Origin of the sequence: Fundicoccus ignavus (assembly GCF_009659375.1) — a bacterium.
GTDB lineage: Bacteria > Bacillota > Bacilli > Lactobacillales > Aerococcaceae > Fundicoccus > Fundicoccus ignavus.
In genome coordinates this window covers 25,135-41,768 of the sequence record NZ_WJQT01000021.1, presented here as the reverse complement: position 1 = coordinate 41,768, position 16,634 = coordinate 25,135, and the positions used below count along the sequence as shown (strand labels likewise).

Sequence of the window (16,634 nt, the reverse complement as noted above, 5' to 3'; positions counted from 1 at the left end):
GACGAAGCGGCTCTATAGACGAATATACTCTAATCCAACAGATGACTAATATACTTACATCAAAAAAAGACGATAGAACTAAATCTATCGCCTTAAATATTCACCAACACTATTTGACAAAGAACCAACTTTTATCACGATAAAAGTTGGGGGTATTTGTTTAGTCTTCTTGTTCGACTTTAGCAGTACGTTTACGCACGCCTTTGTTGATGTCTAATAAGACAGGTAAGATCATAGGACTGCGTTCTGTTTTCTCATAAATTAGTGGATGAATTTGTTCAAAGATTAAATCTCGAATCATTCGTTCGGTTACATTATTGCCATTTTCATTTAAACCACGATTGATGATTGAACGTAAGTTATTTTGTAAGTCATGAATTAAATCACCAGATTCACGCATGTAAATGAAGCCACGTGACATAATGTCTGGACCACTGACTAATTGTTTATTTTGGTAATCAATGGTTGCAGTAACAATTACTAAACCATCTTCTGACAAACTTTTACGGTCTCTTAGGACAATGCTACCAATGTCACCAATTCCACTACCATCTACATAGACATCGTTAGCAGGGAAACGACCAGCTAAACGAGCTGAGTCGGCAGTTAATGCTAACATTTGTCCATTTTCCATAACATAACAGTTTTCTTTAGCAATACCTGTTCGTTGGGCTAATCCAGCATGAATACTCAGCATACGATATTCACCATGAACTGGGATGAAATATTTAGGTTTCATTAGGCGTAGCATTAAAAGTTGTTCTTGTTGACCACCGTGACCAGATGTATGAATGTTATTAAATTTACCATGAATAACATTAGCGCCAGCTTCTGATAATTGGTTAATGACCCTATTTACACTGATCGTATTCCCAGGAATTGGAGAACTTGAAAAAATAACAGTGTCTTCAGGTTGTAAGTGGATTTGACGGTGAGAACCTGCTGCAATTCGGCTAAGGGCGGCCATTGGTTCACCTTGAGATCCAGTACAAAGAATAATCATTTGTTCAGCTGGGTGATTGTTTATATCACGGTTATCGATGATGACATCATTATTTTCATCTTGGATATAACCTAATTCACGACCAGTCTTTATTGCGCTTTCCATACTTCTACCAAATACGGCAACTTTTCTTCCAGTTTCTTTAGCTGTTTGAATAACTTGTTGCAATCTCGAAACGTTAGAAGCGAATGTCGCAAAAATAACACGACCAGAAACTCTCTGAATAATATTCTTTATAGACTGCCCTACAATTTGTTCTGATTTTGTGAATGTTGGAATTTCAGAGTTAGTACTATCGCTTAGCAAAGCTAGAACACCTTCTTCACCAATTCTAGCCATTCGATGTAAATCTGCTGGTTCTCCAACAGGAGTGAAATCAAACTTATAATCTCCAGTAAATACAATGTTTCCTGGAGGTGTTTTAACAACAACACCATATGCCTCAGGAATACTGTGAGTAGTACGATAAAAACTAACGCTTGTTTTTCTGAAGCGAATGACAGTGTTCTCGTCTATCTCTGTAATATTAGCGTCGCGTAACAAACCTCTCTCGTGTAGTTTGTTACGAATTAATGCGCTAGCTAGCTTTCCAGCATAAATAGGTACATTGATTTGTTGGAGTAAGAAAGGAATTCCTCCAATGTGGTCCTCGTGACCGTGACTAATAATTAAAGCTTTAACTTTATGACGATTTTGTAAAATATATTGATAATCTGGAATGACATAGTCAATCCCTAATAAATCGTCTTCCGGGAACATAACCCCGCTATCTAAAATAATGATCTCGTCTTGAAATTGAACGCCATACATATTCTTGCCAATTTCGTTTAGACCTCCAACAGCGAAGACTCCAGCTTCGTTGTTTTTTAAATTAACTGACATGTTTAGAACTCCACAATTTTGAAGTCTGGATTATTTTCTTGCTCATATTCTAGATGAGCGCCAGAGATTTCTTGGACCAATTCAATATTGTATGGTGTATTGTTAGCCAATTTTTCTCTAGCTTCAATAATGCTTTCAGCTTCTAAAAACATTGATTGTGTTTTCTCGCGATTTGGAATTTGATTTTTGCTTTCTTGGTAAATTACTTTAAATATCATTTGTATATTTAACTCCTTTTATTTATTTTCAACTGAGTGTTGAGCGTTAGCCACTCTTAGCCTCTTTCATTTTAGCATACTTTATTTTTCAAGTATACCAAGTGGACCTTTTGAAAAGGTATTCATTATCTTAATAAAAACTTAAACAATTAAAAAGCACAAATCGCAAAAAAAATTGTATTTATATATGACAAGTAAATTGTTAATAAAATTTGAAAGGAGCGATTAGATGATTGAACAAGATGCAAAAGATTTAATCAAAAGCAGCGGTTAAGATTGGAGTCTCTGATATACATTTGCTTCCGCTTAATGCTGAATCTTATTGTATTTATTTCAGAGTTAATGGGAAGCTCACTCAATTTGAAATAAAAAAAATTGAGTGGGGTAAACGATTGATTAGTTATTTTAAATTTTTAGCAAATATGGATGTTGGCGAGAAACGAAAGCCACAGTCTGGTGCAGCGCATTTGATGGTTGACGACCATCCCATCGAATTACGCTTTTCGACAATAACGAACGTTCTATTACTTGAGTCACTTGTTATTAGAGTGATTCGGCAACAGGCTAAAAATCAACCGACCATTCGAACATATTTCCCAGAGGACATCTTATTGCTAACTTCGTTAATTAGAAGAAAAAGTGGATTGATACTATTCTCTGGACCAGTTGGATCTGGGAAAACTACAACCATTTATCAACTGCTTAGAGCGAGGATGGCAGAAGAAACACTTCAAATAATTACAATGGAAGATCCCGTCGAAATTTACGAAGAAAAATTCCTTCAAACTGAGGTGAATGAAATGGCTGGCATTTCTTATGACGTGTTAATTAAATCATCTTTACGACACCATCCGGATGTATTGATGATTGGTGAAATACGTGATGAAGAAACAGCTCGTATGTCCATTCGCGGGGCTTTAACTGGTCATTTAATGATTGCTACTATCCATGCTAAAGATGCCTTAGGAGTAATCGCTAGATTGCAGGAGTTAAAAGTAACGAATGAACAACTTAAACAAACTTTAATTGGTGTTGTTTCTCAGCGGTTAGTTCCTCGTTATTGCTACAAATGTAAGGGGGATTGTTTACCAGATTGTGACTGGTTACCTCTAGAGAACAAAAGATCCGCAATCCTAGAAATACTAGCGGGCACTGATTTGAAGTCAGCTTTAACAGCTCAAGAACAAGACCTAAATTTTCTGACACTCAATCAAAAATTAAGAAAGGCGTGGGCTTGTGGCTATATCGACAAAAACTCTCTTACTCAATTTGAAATTCTCTAGTAATCAAGCAAAAAAATTGAAACAAAAACATAAAGCATACTTTCTTCTGACTCTCGCTGATTTACTTGAAGAAGGATTTTCAATCTATCAGAGTTTGGTTTTTATTAAATTACTGATGAAGCCTCAAGAGCACCTAATTGATGAAGTGATGGATGCGCTACAAAGTGGTCTGTCTTTTGAAAAAAGCATACATTTCCTAGGTTATTCTAATGAAGTAGTTGCTCAGTTATTTTACGCTCAAAAACAAGGAAGATTCATTCAAGCACTGCGAGCAGCAGGGCTACAAATCGAAAAAATGCATGATTATCAACAAAAAATAAAAAGAGTATTAACTTATCCTTTGCTAATGACAGTGTTTTTAGTTGCGATGATGTTTGGTATGAGATTATTACTTCTTCCTCATATTATGAGTTTCATTACCCAAGAGACTTTTGATAGTAATATTCTTGTACGCATATTAATCGTCTTCTTTAATTACTTGCCGCAAATCAGCATGATAACAGCGGCAGTGTTATTAATCGGCTATTTGATTTTTGATTTTTATTATTTAAACTTGTCATATTTATTACGCTATCAACGTCTTGTAAGAATACCAATGATAAAGCATTGGGTTAGAAGTTATTGTTCTTATAAAATAGCTAAAGAACTTGGTTATTTCTTTGAAGGAGGGTATTCACTGTTGCAAACGATAGAGGTATTGATCCTTTATCCCATAGATCCCTTTCTAACTGAAATAGCAGAGAAGCTAAAAGAAGGTATGACTTTAGGAATGCCTCTGACTGAAATATTGATTGAGTTGGAGCTTTTTACCATTGAATTACCCTTAATTATTTATCAAGGAGAATTGACAAGTCAAACAGCTCAAAAGTGTAAGGTATATTCAGAAAAATTATTTGTTGATTTAATGCAAGATGTATCAAAAAGAATTGGTTATATTCAACCGATTCTATTCTTAGTAATTGCCATATTTGTCATGGCTATGTATTTAACAATTATGTTGCCGATGTTGACAATGGATTTTTAGTAGGAGAAATTTCATGCAAATTAAGAAATTATTGAAGAATAATCGTGGGTTCACTCTTTTAGAAATGCTTATCGTATTGATTGTCGTAGCATTATTGATGGCAATCATCATACCAAACGTGGCAGGTCAAAGAGATCGCATCAACCAGCAAGCGGCCCAGAATATTGCAGATATTATTGAGACTCAGGCCAATACATATTTGCTCGTAGAGAATGATCCAGATGTTTCAATGAATGAGTTACACAATGCAGGGTATATTACAACCAAGCAAGTGTCAGAAGCTGAAAAACTATTAAATATCAGCGGAGAAACAATTCTTACTTTACCAATTGCCATTCCGAGTAACTAGTGTCCCGTATAATTAAGAAGTCAACAAACGCTTTTACATTGATTGAAACATTACTCGTGTTACTAATTATATCATTTGTATTATTATTCGCTTCGTTATATCCAAACAAGGATATTACTGAAAAAATTGAGTCGCGCCTTTTTTTTGATCAAGTTGTAGCAGGACTTAATCTTGCTCAAGGAGTGAGTGTACTACAAGAAACACAAGTAAATGTGCGTTTTTGGAAAAATCTACCTTATATTGAGTTTCAAGTAGTTGGTCAGGTGGAATCAATTAGTCAGATTAAAATCCCAGAATTTTGGTATTTAGAAACTACTTTGACCTTTACTCATTATCCTGATGGCAGAACGAATAACTTTAGCACGGTGGTTTTTAGACATCGAGAAGGTCAGCGTGTAGAAATTGTTTTTCAATTAGGAAGTGGTAAATTTGAAATTCGTCAATAAACGTGCGTTTACTTTTGCTGAAACTTTAATAGCCTTAAGTTTATTCAGCTTAATTTTAATGCTTTATTTACCGGCATTTTATTTGGAAATGACAAGGATGACAGAATTGAGGACAGAAACTCAAAAATGGAATCTGTTCCATGAATTAGTCAAACTTGATTACTTTAGTAAAAGTCAAAATTATCCAGCTGATAATTTCGAACATTACATATTTAACCATAATCAAGAGAATGAAATCTTAGATGTAGCTTCTTTTCTTTGTGAAAACTATAGATGTAAGATTGAATTTTCTGATGGATCGACATTAACGATAAATTTGGAGAAAGTCGATGTTTACGAAGCCACCGAATAGTAAACTGGGATTTACACTCTACGAAACATTGCTCACTTTGTTAGTATCTGCATTAATAATGCACAGCATGAACATGGCTGTTACAAGTTATCATCGAGTAGAGGAAACGCTTCGTACAGATAAATTCTTAGAATTTCAATTATTTATTAAAATACTTAGTTTAGAGCTAAACGCTTTTGAATCGTTGGAAGTATCTAAGGGTGAAATTCATTTAAACTCATCCAACAAATCACAAAAAGTGATTCACGCCAATCAAAAGATTTATAAGACCCCAGGCCACCAACCTTATTTATATGATGTTTTAGATTGGCAACTTACATGGAGTGAACCTTTACTTACTGTGACTGTTACTTTTAATAATAATCAAAAATTTTCTGCAACCATCCTAACAGGAGATTAAAATGCCGCAAATATTTTTAAAGCAGTTTATCAAATTTCAACCTCCGATGAATAATAAAAATCTGCGAAAACGAGGCATTGTTCTGCCGATTGTTATTGTATTTATGTTAATTAGTCAAGTAGTGTATTGGGGAATATTACATTTGAATCAACTAAATAGTCAACAATACTTGCAGTTCCAATCTTACTATCAAGATGAGATACAACATGTTATGATTGAAGATATACTAAATGATGTCACTTTCCTTTCGACAAAGTCTCTCGAGAATAAAGTTTTATCTGATTTATCTATTCAACATGAAGTGATGAAAAATAGATTAAATATAATTGAATGGGGATTAGAAGAAAATCAAGTTGGCTGGGCAACCCTACTCAGCCATAATGAAAATGAAGAAAGAATTATCATTTATCGCCATTCCCTATACATAAATGATGATTCACAAGACAATTGTAGACTATTTGAAACGATATATTGTGAAGGAGTATTAAATAAGAACGGAACATACAGCCCGTTTCCCTTAGATAACAACAATTTGAATAATCAGGTTTTTATGACTTTAAAAAATCAATTAATTAATGTGGGATTTATTTTAGAACAACAAGTTCAGCGCAATGCGATAAAAAATTGGATTTTTGAAGGACTCCCTCAAACCTTATTCACATTCAATACTGGTAGTATTTTATTAACTAATCAAATCACCCGATATCAGTTAAGTAGTCAATTAAAACAATCTAATTTTAAAAGATCTAAGTCAAAACAGATTGAACACACTCAATTTTTAATTATTTGGCAAGGAGAAATCTATTCAAAAAATAATTAAAAAATACAAGCACATATAAATACGAATCAACAAACAAACAACAAACAAACAACAAACAAACAAACAACAAACAAACAAACAACAAACAAACAACAAACAAACAAATATATATACTCCATAGATTTTAATAATAAACTCAATAGTCATAAACATAAAAACTACCGTTTAAATTGCAAAAATTTGAAAGGTAGTTTTATTTATATTTATGTGAAAATTATAAAATGCCTTTAATTATATTTAGTGATTTCAAACAAAAAAATATTTTTTTGAATTGTTTGTGCTTTCACAAAAAAACACTTGTTTTTATTCGAAATGTTGTTAATATAGTAAAGGATTAAAAGAAAGAAGGCATTATATGTATAATTTTATGAGGAAATTCCCGGGAGGACTACTGTTAGTTCCGATGTTATTAAGTGCAATATTCTATACATTTTCACCGGAATTATTTAGAATCGGAGGAATGACACAAGCGATGTTTACAACTGATGGTTTGAACTATGTAATTGGGTTAACGTGTTTTTGTTCTGGAGCAGGACTGAATGTTCATCGAATTGGGAAAGTATTGAAAAAGCAAGGGGTTTTACTGCTAACAAAAACTATCATTTGTGTCATTGCAAGTATTATTTTTATCCAGTTATTTGGACAAGCAGGTATTTGGGGAATTAGTACGGTTGCTTTTATCGCTTCAATTTGTAGTACGAACCCATCACTTTATTTGGCTCTAGAAGATGAAATGGGAACGCCAGATGATGTTTCTGCATTTGGTTTAGTGGGACTATTGTGTGTACCAGCTTATCCGATGCTAATCTTTGGTTTATCTCAAGAAACGGCTATCGACTGGATGCCAATTATTTCTACGCTAGTTCCAATTCTTTTAGGTATGTTAGTTGGTAACTTAGATGAGAATATGGCGAAATTCCTAGCTCCAGGTGTTTCTGTATTAACACCTTTCATGGGTTGGAGCTTTGGAGCGAGTATCAACTTGATTGAAGCGGTTCAGTCTGGGCTACAAGGTGTTATTATTACGATAATGTTTTACGTTTTAATGGTTCCAATTTTATTAATGGTGGAAACGAAATTTGTTAAAACGGATGGTATTTCATCATTGGCGATTAGTTCGATTGCAGGTATGTCAGTATCAGTGCCTTTTATCATTTCGCAGACTAACCCAGCAATTGAGCCTTTTGTCGCTTCTGCTACTGCTCAAATTGCTTTCGGTGTAGTGCTTTCAAGTATTATCACACCATTCTTAGCAAAAAAATTAGACATTCATAATCATTTAGATATTTCAGAAACTCATGATTTCTAGAGTGAACAGCTAATTATTAAGTGTTGATTATCAATTCATTGATAGTTGACACTTTTTTTCTGTTCAACCATTTGTTTAAACAGAAATGTTTCTTAAATGCAATAAATTTTGGTATACTATTCAAGAATGAATAGAAAGAAGGATGTTTTATGTCAAGAATTGATAAGGTAAGAAATAAATTAACAGAGCTGAATGTTGATGCTTTATTAGTGACAGAGTCTAAAAACTTACGCTACTTAGCCAACTTTACTGGTAGTGCTGGTGTCGCTATCATTACAGCAACTGAGTCATATTTTGTGACGGATTTTAGATATACTGAACAAGCTGCCGAGCAAGCAGTGGGCTTTAATATTAGAATTCATAAGCAACCGATTATGGCAGAAGTGAATGAACTTTTAAATGAAAACAATGTAACTAAAATTGCAATTGAAGCAAATCAGATGAATGTGGCGACGTATTTACAAATTAAAGAATTATTTACTGCTGAAATTGTTGAAACACAAGGTTTAGTTGAAAAAATTCGTGAAATTAAAGAGCCCGAAGAATTAGCATTAATTAAGGCTGCATGTGAGATTACAGACCAATCATTTGATCACATTCTGAAATTCATTAAACCTGGTGTAACTGAATTAGAAGTTGCCAATGAGTTGGAAGCCTTTCTAAAAAGTAAAGGTGCTTCAGCAATGTCGTTTGATACGATCGTTGCGAGTGGTGTTCGTTCTTCAATGCCACATGGCGTTGCTTCTAATAAAGTGATTGAAGATGGTGATATGATTACACTGGACTGGGGTTGTTACTACAATGGCTATAGTTCAGATATGACTAGAACGATTGCTGTTGGTAAAGTTGATCCTGAATTAGAAAAGATTTATCACATTGTTTTAGAAGCACATGAGCGTGTAAATAGTAGTGCAAAAGCAGGAATGACTGGTAAAGAAATTGATGCGTTGGCACGTGATTATATTACAGAACAAGGGTACGGTGAGTATTTCGGGCATAGTACTGGACACGGATTGGGATTAGATGTTCATGAACTACCAGCAATTTCTGTTAAAAACGATGAACCGGTTAAAGCAGGAATGGTCATTACTAATGAGCCAGGTATCTATATTCCAGGCTTAGGTGGCGTTCGTATTGAAAATGACCTAATTGTTACAGAAGATGGTGTAGAAAGTACGAATAATAGCCCAAAACATTTAATAATCTTATAGTAAATTGTGTGATTTTCAGCTAAAATATACACGATACTTAATTGTATAGAAAAGGAGGCGACAATATGTCTAAGAAAACAAATGTGCCGTTTGAATCAAATGTTTCTTTAAATTTAGGAGAAATTAATATCACGACCGGTGTTTTAGAGAGTATTGCAGCTAAAGCAGCAAGTGAAGTAGAAGGCGTATATAAATTACACGCGAGTGTTCAGAATGAAATTGGTGGTTTTGTAACGCGTAGTCGAGACCGTATTGGTGTTAAGGTACGTCGTGAAGAAAATGCGATTGCGATTGATACAGAAATTCGTTTACAATATGGGTTTTCTGTTCCAGAAGTTGCCATCAAAGTTCAAGAAAGAGTGAAAGAACAAATTTTATTTATGACAGATTTAGTTGTTCAAGAAGTAAACGTTCATGTTGTGTCAATTGAAACAGAACCAGCTTCAGAACAAGAATATTTGCATCTTGATGAAGAATTTGAAGATGGTGAAACCTTTGAATAATAAGTTAACAAGACATGAAGTGCGTATTAAAGCTGTTCAAACAGTGTTTCAGTTAATTGCGCCATTAGAAGATATTACAACAGAGGATGCATTGGACTTTGCATTATTTGCTGGCAATGATCCAGAAGAGGGATATGCAGGCAATGTAGATGCTTATTTACGTGAATTAGTTGAAGGAGTAATGGCTCAACAAGCTACACTTGATCAACAGATTTCTCAATACTTAACAGATTGGACAATCTCAACGATTGCGAAAATCGATTTGACTATTTTACGCATCGCCTTTTATGAAATTCTTTTCGTTGATAACGCACGCGTACCCAATACTGTAGCTGTAAACGAAGCGATTGAATTAAGTAAAGCTTTTAGTGACGATAAATCACGAAACTTTATCAGTGGCGTTTTAGCTAAAGTGCTCGAAAATCAAGCATAATACCTTGGACCCAAAAAGTGTGAAGATTTTTCTTCTTTTTTTGGGTTTTTGTTTGCTTAATTGTGAATAATTAGAAAGTTGCTTGTTATCATTTTTGAAAGGATTTAAACTATATATATATAATTAGTTTATTTCTTAATCGAAATTTTTATAGTATTTTGTCTGAGGGAATCAGATTCTTATAAAATTAGTAATACTAAACAATTTAGGAGTGTGGAAAATATGAAAAAAAGCTTAAGAATTGGAGCAGCACTGCTAGCAGCTATTACATTAGCGCCAGTATCTAGTCCTTTAATCAACGGTACTAGTGCATTTGTTCAAGCAATAAGTGAAGTGGAGTCTCAACAATTATTATCATTAGGTGGCTCATTGACATCTGAACAACAACAACAAACCATTCAATTATTAGGTGCATCTGACGTGACACCTACAAATACTGTATTAGTTGATGGTACAGTTATCAACCGCTTCTTACAAGATGGCTCTAATGCTGATACGATTGTTTATTCGAGTGCATTTATTCAATCACAACCAGAAGGTTATGGTGTACAAGTGCAAGTGGTAACACCACAGAATATTACGGTGGTAACACCAGCTACCTATCAAAACGCGGCAATTACAGCTGGGGCGAAAAATGTGCTGGTTAAAATTGCGACAGTTAGTCCAGTTACAGGTGAGGGAGCTCTAGCGGGTGTTTATGCTTTACTAGAACAATCAGGTGTTCAATTAAATCAACAATCTATTCAAGTTGCTGAAAAGGAAATTCAAGTTATTCAACAAGTGCAAGAAGATTCTGAATTGACAGATGAACAAGCGAATCAAATTGCATCTGAAATTAAGCAACAAATTATTATTGAAATAACTGAAAATGAGGAAACAAATTTAACTGAGGCAGATATTACTGCATTAGTTGAACAAACAATCATTAATACAATTAACAATATAGACAACAGCACAAATATTGATAATTCTACAACAGTAAATAATACTGAAGTTAATGTTTCGCCTGAGACACTTGCTGAACTAGCTGAATGGGCAGCTTCATTTGCAGAAACTGATCAAGCCAAAGATGCAGATGTAGTAAAACAACTTCAAGATACGCAAGCCAATACTGCTGGGCAATCTTGGTCTCAAATTTTAGCGAGCCAAGAAGGCTCTACAACTGTAGAGGACTTATTAGCAGCTGAAAGAAATGACTTTAGTGATGCAACGGTTTATCATCCTTTAATTCAAGCTTTCTACGATAATTTTTATAGTACTATTGAAGCTGGCGGTTCAATCGAACAATTATATGCGCATACATTTATCTTCGAAGCTTTAGTACCAGAGTTAACGCCAACTGAGTTAGATGCGTTAAATGAAATGAGAACTTTAATGTATCAATATGCAGCGAATACTGAAAGTGAAAGAGAAGCAGCCGCAGCATCTGTTGGAATTGAATATGTAACGCTAAAAGATCAGTGGTTACAACAGTTGAATGCGGTAGATAGCCTAAGAAGTGCTAATCCTGTATTAGCTGAAATCATTCAACGTATCGCAAATGCTACTGGTTTAGCGCCAGAAGTATACAGCTATTCGGAAATAACTCAAGCAAATGAATACATTAATTTCTTTATTCGTTTTGATGAGGTTAGTCACGCATCTTTAGTGGCAGATGTTGAATTTAATTTAGCGGATGATAGTATTGTTCAATATGATGAAGTGACAGGGGAAGCAATAGCTTTAGCGCCAACCTTCAATTTTGCAGCGATTTATGGGGTAGATGTTGAGAATAGTTATGTACCGGCTGAAATTCCGGCTGATTTTACTATTCCAGGATATGTTGCCCCAGCAGCAGAAGTAACGGAAGAAGAAACTTCAGAAGTATTGTCAGAAACAGAAGTTATAGAAGAAACAACTGAACAAGAAGCATCATCGGAGAATGTGTCTTCAGAAGAGACTGAAACAACAAGTGATAGTCTTGAAGAAGCAGCGAATTCTGATGAGGCAGGAGAATAATTAGTTAGTAATATATGCAGAAAGCCTAGTTAAAATTACTAGGCTTTTTGTTATTATACGAACGTAAGCGAAGTAAAGTTGAAAGTCGACAGCGTTCAATAGTTTCAATATAAAATCTATGATAAAATATGTACTAACGTGTATCTTAGGAGGATGTTCATGACAACAATAATTAATGGTAAATTACGTTCACAAAAATTGGTTGCTGATTTCACAAATGTCGTTTCTCGTTTAGCGGAAGTAAGTGTGGTTCCAAAACTGGTCGTTGTAACAGTTGGGGAAGATGAAGCGAGTAAAGTATATGTTGGTCAGAAACAGAAAACTGCCTTGAAAATTGGAATGGCTTTTGATTGGTTAACTTTGCCAGAAAGCACAACGCAAGCTGAATTATCTGAGCAAATTCGCCAACTGAACGAAGATAATAACGTTTCAGGGATGATTGTACAATTCCCACTGCCGAAACATTTAAGTGAAAAGCAAGTTAAAGAAGAAATCCTGCCTAGCAAAGATGTAGATGGTTTCCATCCTTATAATGTGGGTAAACTGGTGGCTAATGATGCGACGGTTGTGGCATGTACTCCCAAAGGTATTATTAATTTATTAGCTGCGTATGATATCGATCCTTCAGGTAAAAATATTACGATAGTTGGACGTAGTCAAATTGTTGGCTTGCCATTATCTTTATTATTAACACATTTAAATGGGACGGTTACCGTTTGTCATACGAGAACAGCTGATTTGAAAGCACACACTCGCAATGCAGATATTTTAATTTCTGCAGTTGGACGCGCAGGAACTATCACGGCAGACCATTTGAAAGACGGAGCAGTTGTCATTGATGTTGGTATCAATCGTCTACCAAGTGGAAAATTAGCAGGTGACGTTGAATATGATGAAGTATTCGATAAAGTCAGTGCAATTACACCAGTACCTGGTGGAGTAGGGCCAATGACGGTGGCGATGTTGATGGAACAAACTATTTTATGTGCTTGTTTACAAAACAATCTTGATCCACAAGACTATTTAGGACGTGATTAAATGTCAGAACAAACCACTCAGCAGCAATATTTGAGTGTTCATGCTTTAACGAGTTATCTTAAAAGAAAATTTGACGTTGATCCATACCTACAAAGAGTGTGGGTAATTGGAGAAATTTCGAATTTTCGTCCGCGTCCCAATGGGCATCAATATTTCAGTTTGAAAGATGAACGGGCGCGAATCAATGCGGTCATGTATAAAGGCGCTTTTAACAAAGTGCCGTTTAAAGTCGAAGAAGGAATGAAAGTTTTAGCTGTGGGGCGTATTACGCTCTATGAACCAAGTGGACAGTATCAATTAACCATTGACTCGATGGAGCCTGATGGGGTAGGAGCACTGTATCAAGCGTTGGAACAGTTGAAGCAGAAGTTTCAAGCAGCTGGTTTGTTTGATTTGCCTAAAAAAGCAATTCCAGTATTTCCAAAGAAAATCGCGGTTATTACGAGTCCTACCGGGGCAGTGATTCGAGATATTCTGACGACTATCCAACGTCGTTTCCCAATTGTGGAAGTGACCGTTTTTCCAACGCGTGTACAAGGTAAGGAAGCTACTGCAGAGATTGTGGCTGCTTTTAATAAAGTAGAGAACGTTGCTGAAGAATTTGATACAGTAATTTTAGCGCGTGGTGGTGGATCGATTGAGGATTTATGGTGCTTTAATGAAGAAGCGGTAGCTCAAGCAATTCTTGCGTGTAGTTTACCCGTTATTTCTTCAATCGGTCACGAAACAGATACAACTTTAGCTGATTTAGTAGCAGATATTCGCGCTGCTACTCCCACCGCAGCAGCAGAAATCGCTGTTCCGGTTTTAACGGATTTGTTGGAACGAATCGTAATTCTGAAACAACGAATGAACTATGCGATGAAGCAAAAGCTAACTGTCGCTCGCAAACAGTTTGAGCGTTCAAATGAGTCGTATGTATTAAAGCAACCAGAACGTTTATATCAAGCATATATTCAACAATTAGACCTGAGTGTGCAACGTCTTGAAGCGCAACAACATCGTTATTTTGAGCAATTAACTTATCGTTTAAATTACTTGATGCAACGTCTGAACAGTCAGCATCCGAATCAGCAGCTAAAACATTGGCAGCAAATTGTTAATAATTTAGATAATCAATTAAAACAACAATTCAAACAAGTAATGCAGCAGAAACAACAGAATTTAAAGCATCAAGCTCATTTATTGGATGCGTATAGTCCGTTAAAAAGTATGTCGCGAGGCTATGCTTTGATAGAACATGAACAACAGCATGTCACGACTATTGACCAATTATCGATTGGTGATGAAATGAAAGTGCAATTTGTTGATGGGCAAGTTGTGGCTGAAGTGAAAAGTATTCATGAAGAAAAACTAATTTAAGAGAAGGTATTAAGAAAGGAAGAAATTAATGGCTGTTAAGAAGACAGATAAACCCGCTAGTTTTGAAGTAGCGATTGAACAATTAGAACAAATTGTTCAGCAGTTAGAGAAGGGGGAGCTTCCTTTGGCCGATGCTTTAACAGCGTTCAAAGATGGTGTTGAACTGAGTCAATTTTGTCAGAAAACACTAGTAGAAGCGGAACAAACAGTAGCAAAAATGATGACAGAAACAGGTGAGGTACCTCTAGATGAGGTAAAAGCATAATGACAAACACTTTAAATGTATTACGTGATATCTTTGAGTCTACTTTAGACCAACAAATTCGCTATGTGATGACACCGATTGAAATGTTAAAACCGATGTTATACTCCTTAAAAAATGGAGGCAAAAGATTACGTCCGTTATTACTTTTGGCGATGTTAGAAATCAATTCGATGGATGATGTTAAAAAAGGTCTTCGCTCTGCGATTGCACTAGAATACATTCACACGTATTCTTTAATTCATGATGATTTACCAGCGATGGATAATGATGATTTAAGACGAGGTCAACCTACTAATCATATTCAGTTCGATGAAGCGACTGCAATATTAGCTGGAGATGCTTTATTGACAGATGCATTTGTGATTATTGCTGAGGATGACTTATTAAATGATAACCAGAAAATACGCTTAACTCAACAGTTAAGTTTAGCTGCAGGATCTCAAGGGATGGTAGCGGGTCAACTTAAAGATATTGAAGCAGAAAAGGTTAAAATTACATTGGAGCAACTCGCTCAAATCCACTTACTTAAAACGGGACAATTATTTATTTTCGCCGCGAAAGCTGCTGCAATTATTTGTAATTTGCCTCATGATGTCGCTGAACCTTTAGAAATTTTTACTCATCATTTTGGAACTGCCTATCAAATACATAATGATTTGATGGATGTTTTAGGTACTGAAGAAGAAACAGGCAAAAAAGAACAAGGTGATGCAGTTTTAGATAAGACAACTTATCCTGCAGTTCTAGGTTTAGATGGTGCAATTGAGGCGCTAAACACCGAATTAAATACTGCTCGTCAGCAACTAACACTTTTAACAGATCGTACAGGAAAAAATTATACAGGTTTATCTTATTTTCTAGATAAACTAGTGGTAGAGCGTGGAGATAAATCATGAAAAAAGAACGTGTAGATAAATTAGTAGTTCAAGCTGGTTTAACGGAGTCGCGCGAGCAAGCACGTCGTTATATTATGGCAGGACAAGTTTACGATGAAAATAATCAGCGTTACGATAAGCCAGGAGAGAAAATTGATAGCACTAAACAACTCCACATAAAGGGGAAAACAATTCCTTACGTTAGTCGCGGTGGCTTGAAATTAGAAAAAGCAATAAAGAGTTTTGGTATTGATATGACAGATCAAATTCTATTAGATATCGGTGCGTCTACGGGAGGCTTCACTGATGCTGCACTTCAATTCGGAGCGAAGCAAAGTTATGCCTTGGATGTAGGCTATAATCAGTTGGCATATTCTTTACGACAGGATGAACGAGTGGTTGTAATGGAAAGACAAAATTTCCGTTATTCAACACCGGAAGATTTCACACAAGGCCAACCAACAATTTCAAGTATTGACGTTTCGTTTATCTCATTGGCCTTAATTTTACCACCTTTAGTAGATATTCTGGAGAATAATGGGTCGGTATTGGCGCTCATTAAGCCACAATTTGAGGCTGGTAGAGAACGTTTAGGTAAGAATGGTGTCATTAAGGATCCGCAAGTACACTTAGAGGTCGTGACAGAAGTTTTACAATTCATCGCACGCATTGGTTATACAATTGTTGATTTAACTTTTTCTCCAATTACAGGAGGAGAAGGAAACATTGAATTCTTGGCACATTTGAAGAATACTAAGGAAATCAATAATGATAGTTGGCAAGCTATTGACATAAAAACAGTTGTGAAAGAAGCACATTCAACTTTTTAAATTTTCGTAATCAAAATACTTCATAAGTTATCC

The 16,634-nt window shown here is 35.3% G+C and carries 19 protein-coding genes; 17 read left to right on the top strand and 2 right to left on the bottom strand.

The genetic code is table 11. The annotated features are described in order from the left end of the window. Positions 1-160: 160 nt before the first annotated feature. Together rnjA and GF867_RS11365 are read right to left on the bottom strand one after the other, a co-directional pair. Positions 161-1,885, bottom strand: a complete 1,725-nt coding sequence (gene rnjA, locus GF867_RS11370; protein ID WP_153833228.1) for a ribonuclease J1 — start codon at positions 1,883-1,885, stop codon at positions 161-163. Between the two features lie 2 nt (positions 1,886-1,887). After that, positions 1,888-2,103, bottom strand: a complete 216-nt coding sequence (locus GF867_RS11365) for a DNA-directed RNA polymerase subunit epsilon (protein ID WP_153833227.1) — start codon at positions 2,101-2,103, stop codon at positions 1,888-1,890. 275 nt (positions 2,104-2,378) lie between these two features. Between GF867_RS11365 and comGA the strand changes: the two genes are divergently transcribed. The 17 genes from comGA (at position 2,379) to GF867_RS11280 (ending at position 16,601) form a co-directional block, all read left to right on the top strand. Then, a complete protein-coding gene (gene comGA / locus GF867_RS11360) occupies positions 2,379-3,386 on the top strand; it encodes a competence type IV pilus ATPase ComGA (protein ID WP_366927827.1) in 1,008 nt (335 codons plus the stop codon). Beyond that, entirely contained in the window at positions 3,340-4,410 is a 1,071-nt protein-coding gene (comGB, locus tag GF867_RS11355) for a competence type IV pilus assembly protein ComGB (protein ID WP_153833225.1), read from the top strand. Before comGA ends, comGB begins: the two co-directional genes overlap by 47 nt. 13 nt (positions 4,411-4,423) lie before the next feature. After that, the gene (gene comGC, locus GF867_RS11350; protein ID WP_153833224.1) at positions 4,424-4,759 is read left to right on the top strand and encodes a competence type IV pilus major pilin ComGC; all 336 of its coding nucleotides are present in this window, start codon (positions 4,424-4,426) and stop codon (positions 4,757-4,759) included. Continuing rightward, positions 4,759-5,205: a competence type IV pilus minor pilin ComGD gene (gene comGD, locus GF867_RS11345; protein WP_366927825.1), complete on the top strand. Its 447-nt coding sequence runs from the start codon at positions 4,759-4,761 to the stop codon at positions 5,203-5,205. Before comGC ends, comGD begins: the two co-directional genes overlap by 1 nt. Then, positions 5,189-5,557, top strand: coding sequence for a type II secretion system protein (locus GF867_RS11340; RefSeq protein WP_153833222.1), 369 nt, complete (start codon positions 5,189-5,191; stop codon positions 5,555-5,557). Before comGD ends, GF867_RS11340 begins: the two co-directional genes overlap by 17 nt. Then, the gene (locus tag GF867_RS11335) at positions 5,535-5,957 is read left to right on the top strand and encodes a ComGF family competence protein (protein ID WP_153833221.1); all 423 of its coding nucleotides are present in this window, start codon (positions 5,535-5,537) and stop codon (positions 5,955-5,957) included. The genes GF867_RS11340 and GF867_RS11335 overlap by 23 nt, the downstream gene beginning before the upstream one ends. 1 nt (position 5,958) lies before the next feature. Next, a complete protein-coding gene (locus tag GF867_RS11330; protein WP_153833220.1) occupies positions 5,959-6,777 on the top strand; it encodes a hypothetical protein in 819 nt (272 codons plus the stop codon). Between the two features lie 355 nt (positions 6,778-7,132). Continuing rightward, positions 7,133-8,086 (top strand): 2-keto-3-deoxygluconate permease, encoded by a 954-nt coding sequence (locus GF867_RS11325; RefSeq protein ID WP_153833219.1) that lies wholly within the window; start codon positions 7,133-7,135, stop codon positions 8,084-8,086. A 149-nt stretch (positions 8,087-8,235) separates the two neighbouring features. Then, positions 8,236-9,297: a M24 family metallopeptidase gene (locus GF867_RS11320; RefSeq protein WP_153833218.1), complete on the top strand. Its 1,062-nt coding sequence runs from the start codon at positions 8,236-8,238 to the stop codon at positions 9,295-9,297. Positions 9,298-9,362: 65 nt separating this feature from the next. After that, positions 9,363-9,800 carry an Asp23/Gls24 family envelope stress response protein gene (locus tag GF867_RS11315; protein ID WP_153833217.1) on the top strand — a complete coding sequence of 146 codons (438 nt, stop codon included), beginning with the start codon at positions 9,363-9,365 and terminating at the stop codon, positions 9,798-9,800. Continuing rightward, on the top strand, positions 9,793-10,233 hold the full coding sequence (nusB, locus tag GF867_RS11310) for a transcription antitermination factor NusB (RefSeq protein ID WP_253940815.1): 441 nt from the start codon (positions 9,793-9,795) through the stop codon (positions 10,231-10,233). Before GF867_RS11315 ends, nusB begins: the two co-directional genes overlap by 8 nt. 222 nt (positions 10,234-10,455) lie before the next feature. Continuing rightward, complete coding sequence (locus tag GF867_RS11305) at positions 10,456-12,231, top strand: DUF1002 domain-containing protein (protein ID WP_153833215.1); 1,776 nt, start codon at positions 10,456-10,458, stop codon at positions 12,229-12,231. A gap of 159 nt (positions 12,232-12,390) precedes the next feature. Beyond that, positions 12,391-13,269, top strand: coding sequence for a bifunctional 5,10-methylenetetrahydrofolate dehydrogenase/5,10-methenyltetrahydrofolate cyclohydrolase (locus tag GF867_RS11300; RefSeq protein ID WP_153833214.1), 879 nt, complete (start codon positions 12,391-12,393; stop codon positions 13,267-13,269). Continuing rightward, positions 13,270-14,631 (top strand): exodeoxyribonuclease VII large subunit, encoded by a 1,362-nt coding sequence (gene xseA, locus GF867_RS11295; RefSeq protein ID WP_153833213.1) that lies wholly within the window; start codon positions 13,270-13,272, stop codon positions 14,629-14,631. Between the two features lie 28 nt (positions 14,632-14,659). After that, on the top strand, positions 14,660-14,896 hold the full coding sequence (gene xseB, locus GF867_RS11290) for an exodeoxyribonuclease VII small subunit (protein WP_153833212.1): 237 nt from the start codon (positions 14,660-14,662) through the stop codon (positions 14,894-14,896). Then, positions 14,896-15,792, top strand: a complete 897-nt coding sequence (locus GF867_RS11285) for a polyprenyl synthetase family protein (protein WP_153833211.1) — start codon at positions 14,896-14,898, stop codon at positions 15,790-15,792. Before xseB ends, GF867_RS11285 begins: the two co-directional genes overlap by 1 nt. Beyond that, on the top strand, positions 15,789-16,601 hold the full coding sequence (locus GF867_RS11280; protein ID WP_153833210.1) for a TlyA family RNA methyltransferase: 813 nt from the start codon (positions 15,789-15,791) through the stop codon (positions 16,599-16,601). The genes GF867_RS11285 and GF867_RS11280 overlap by 4 nt, the downstream gene beginning before the upstream one ends. Positions 16,602-16,634: the final 33 nt, after the last annotated feature.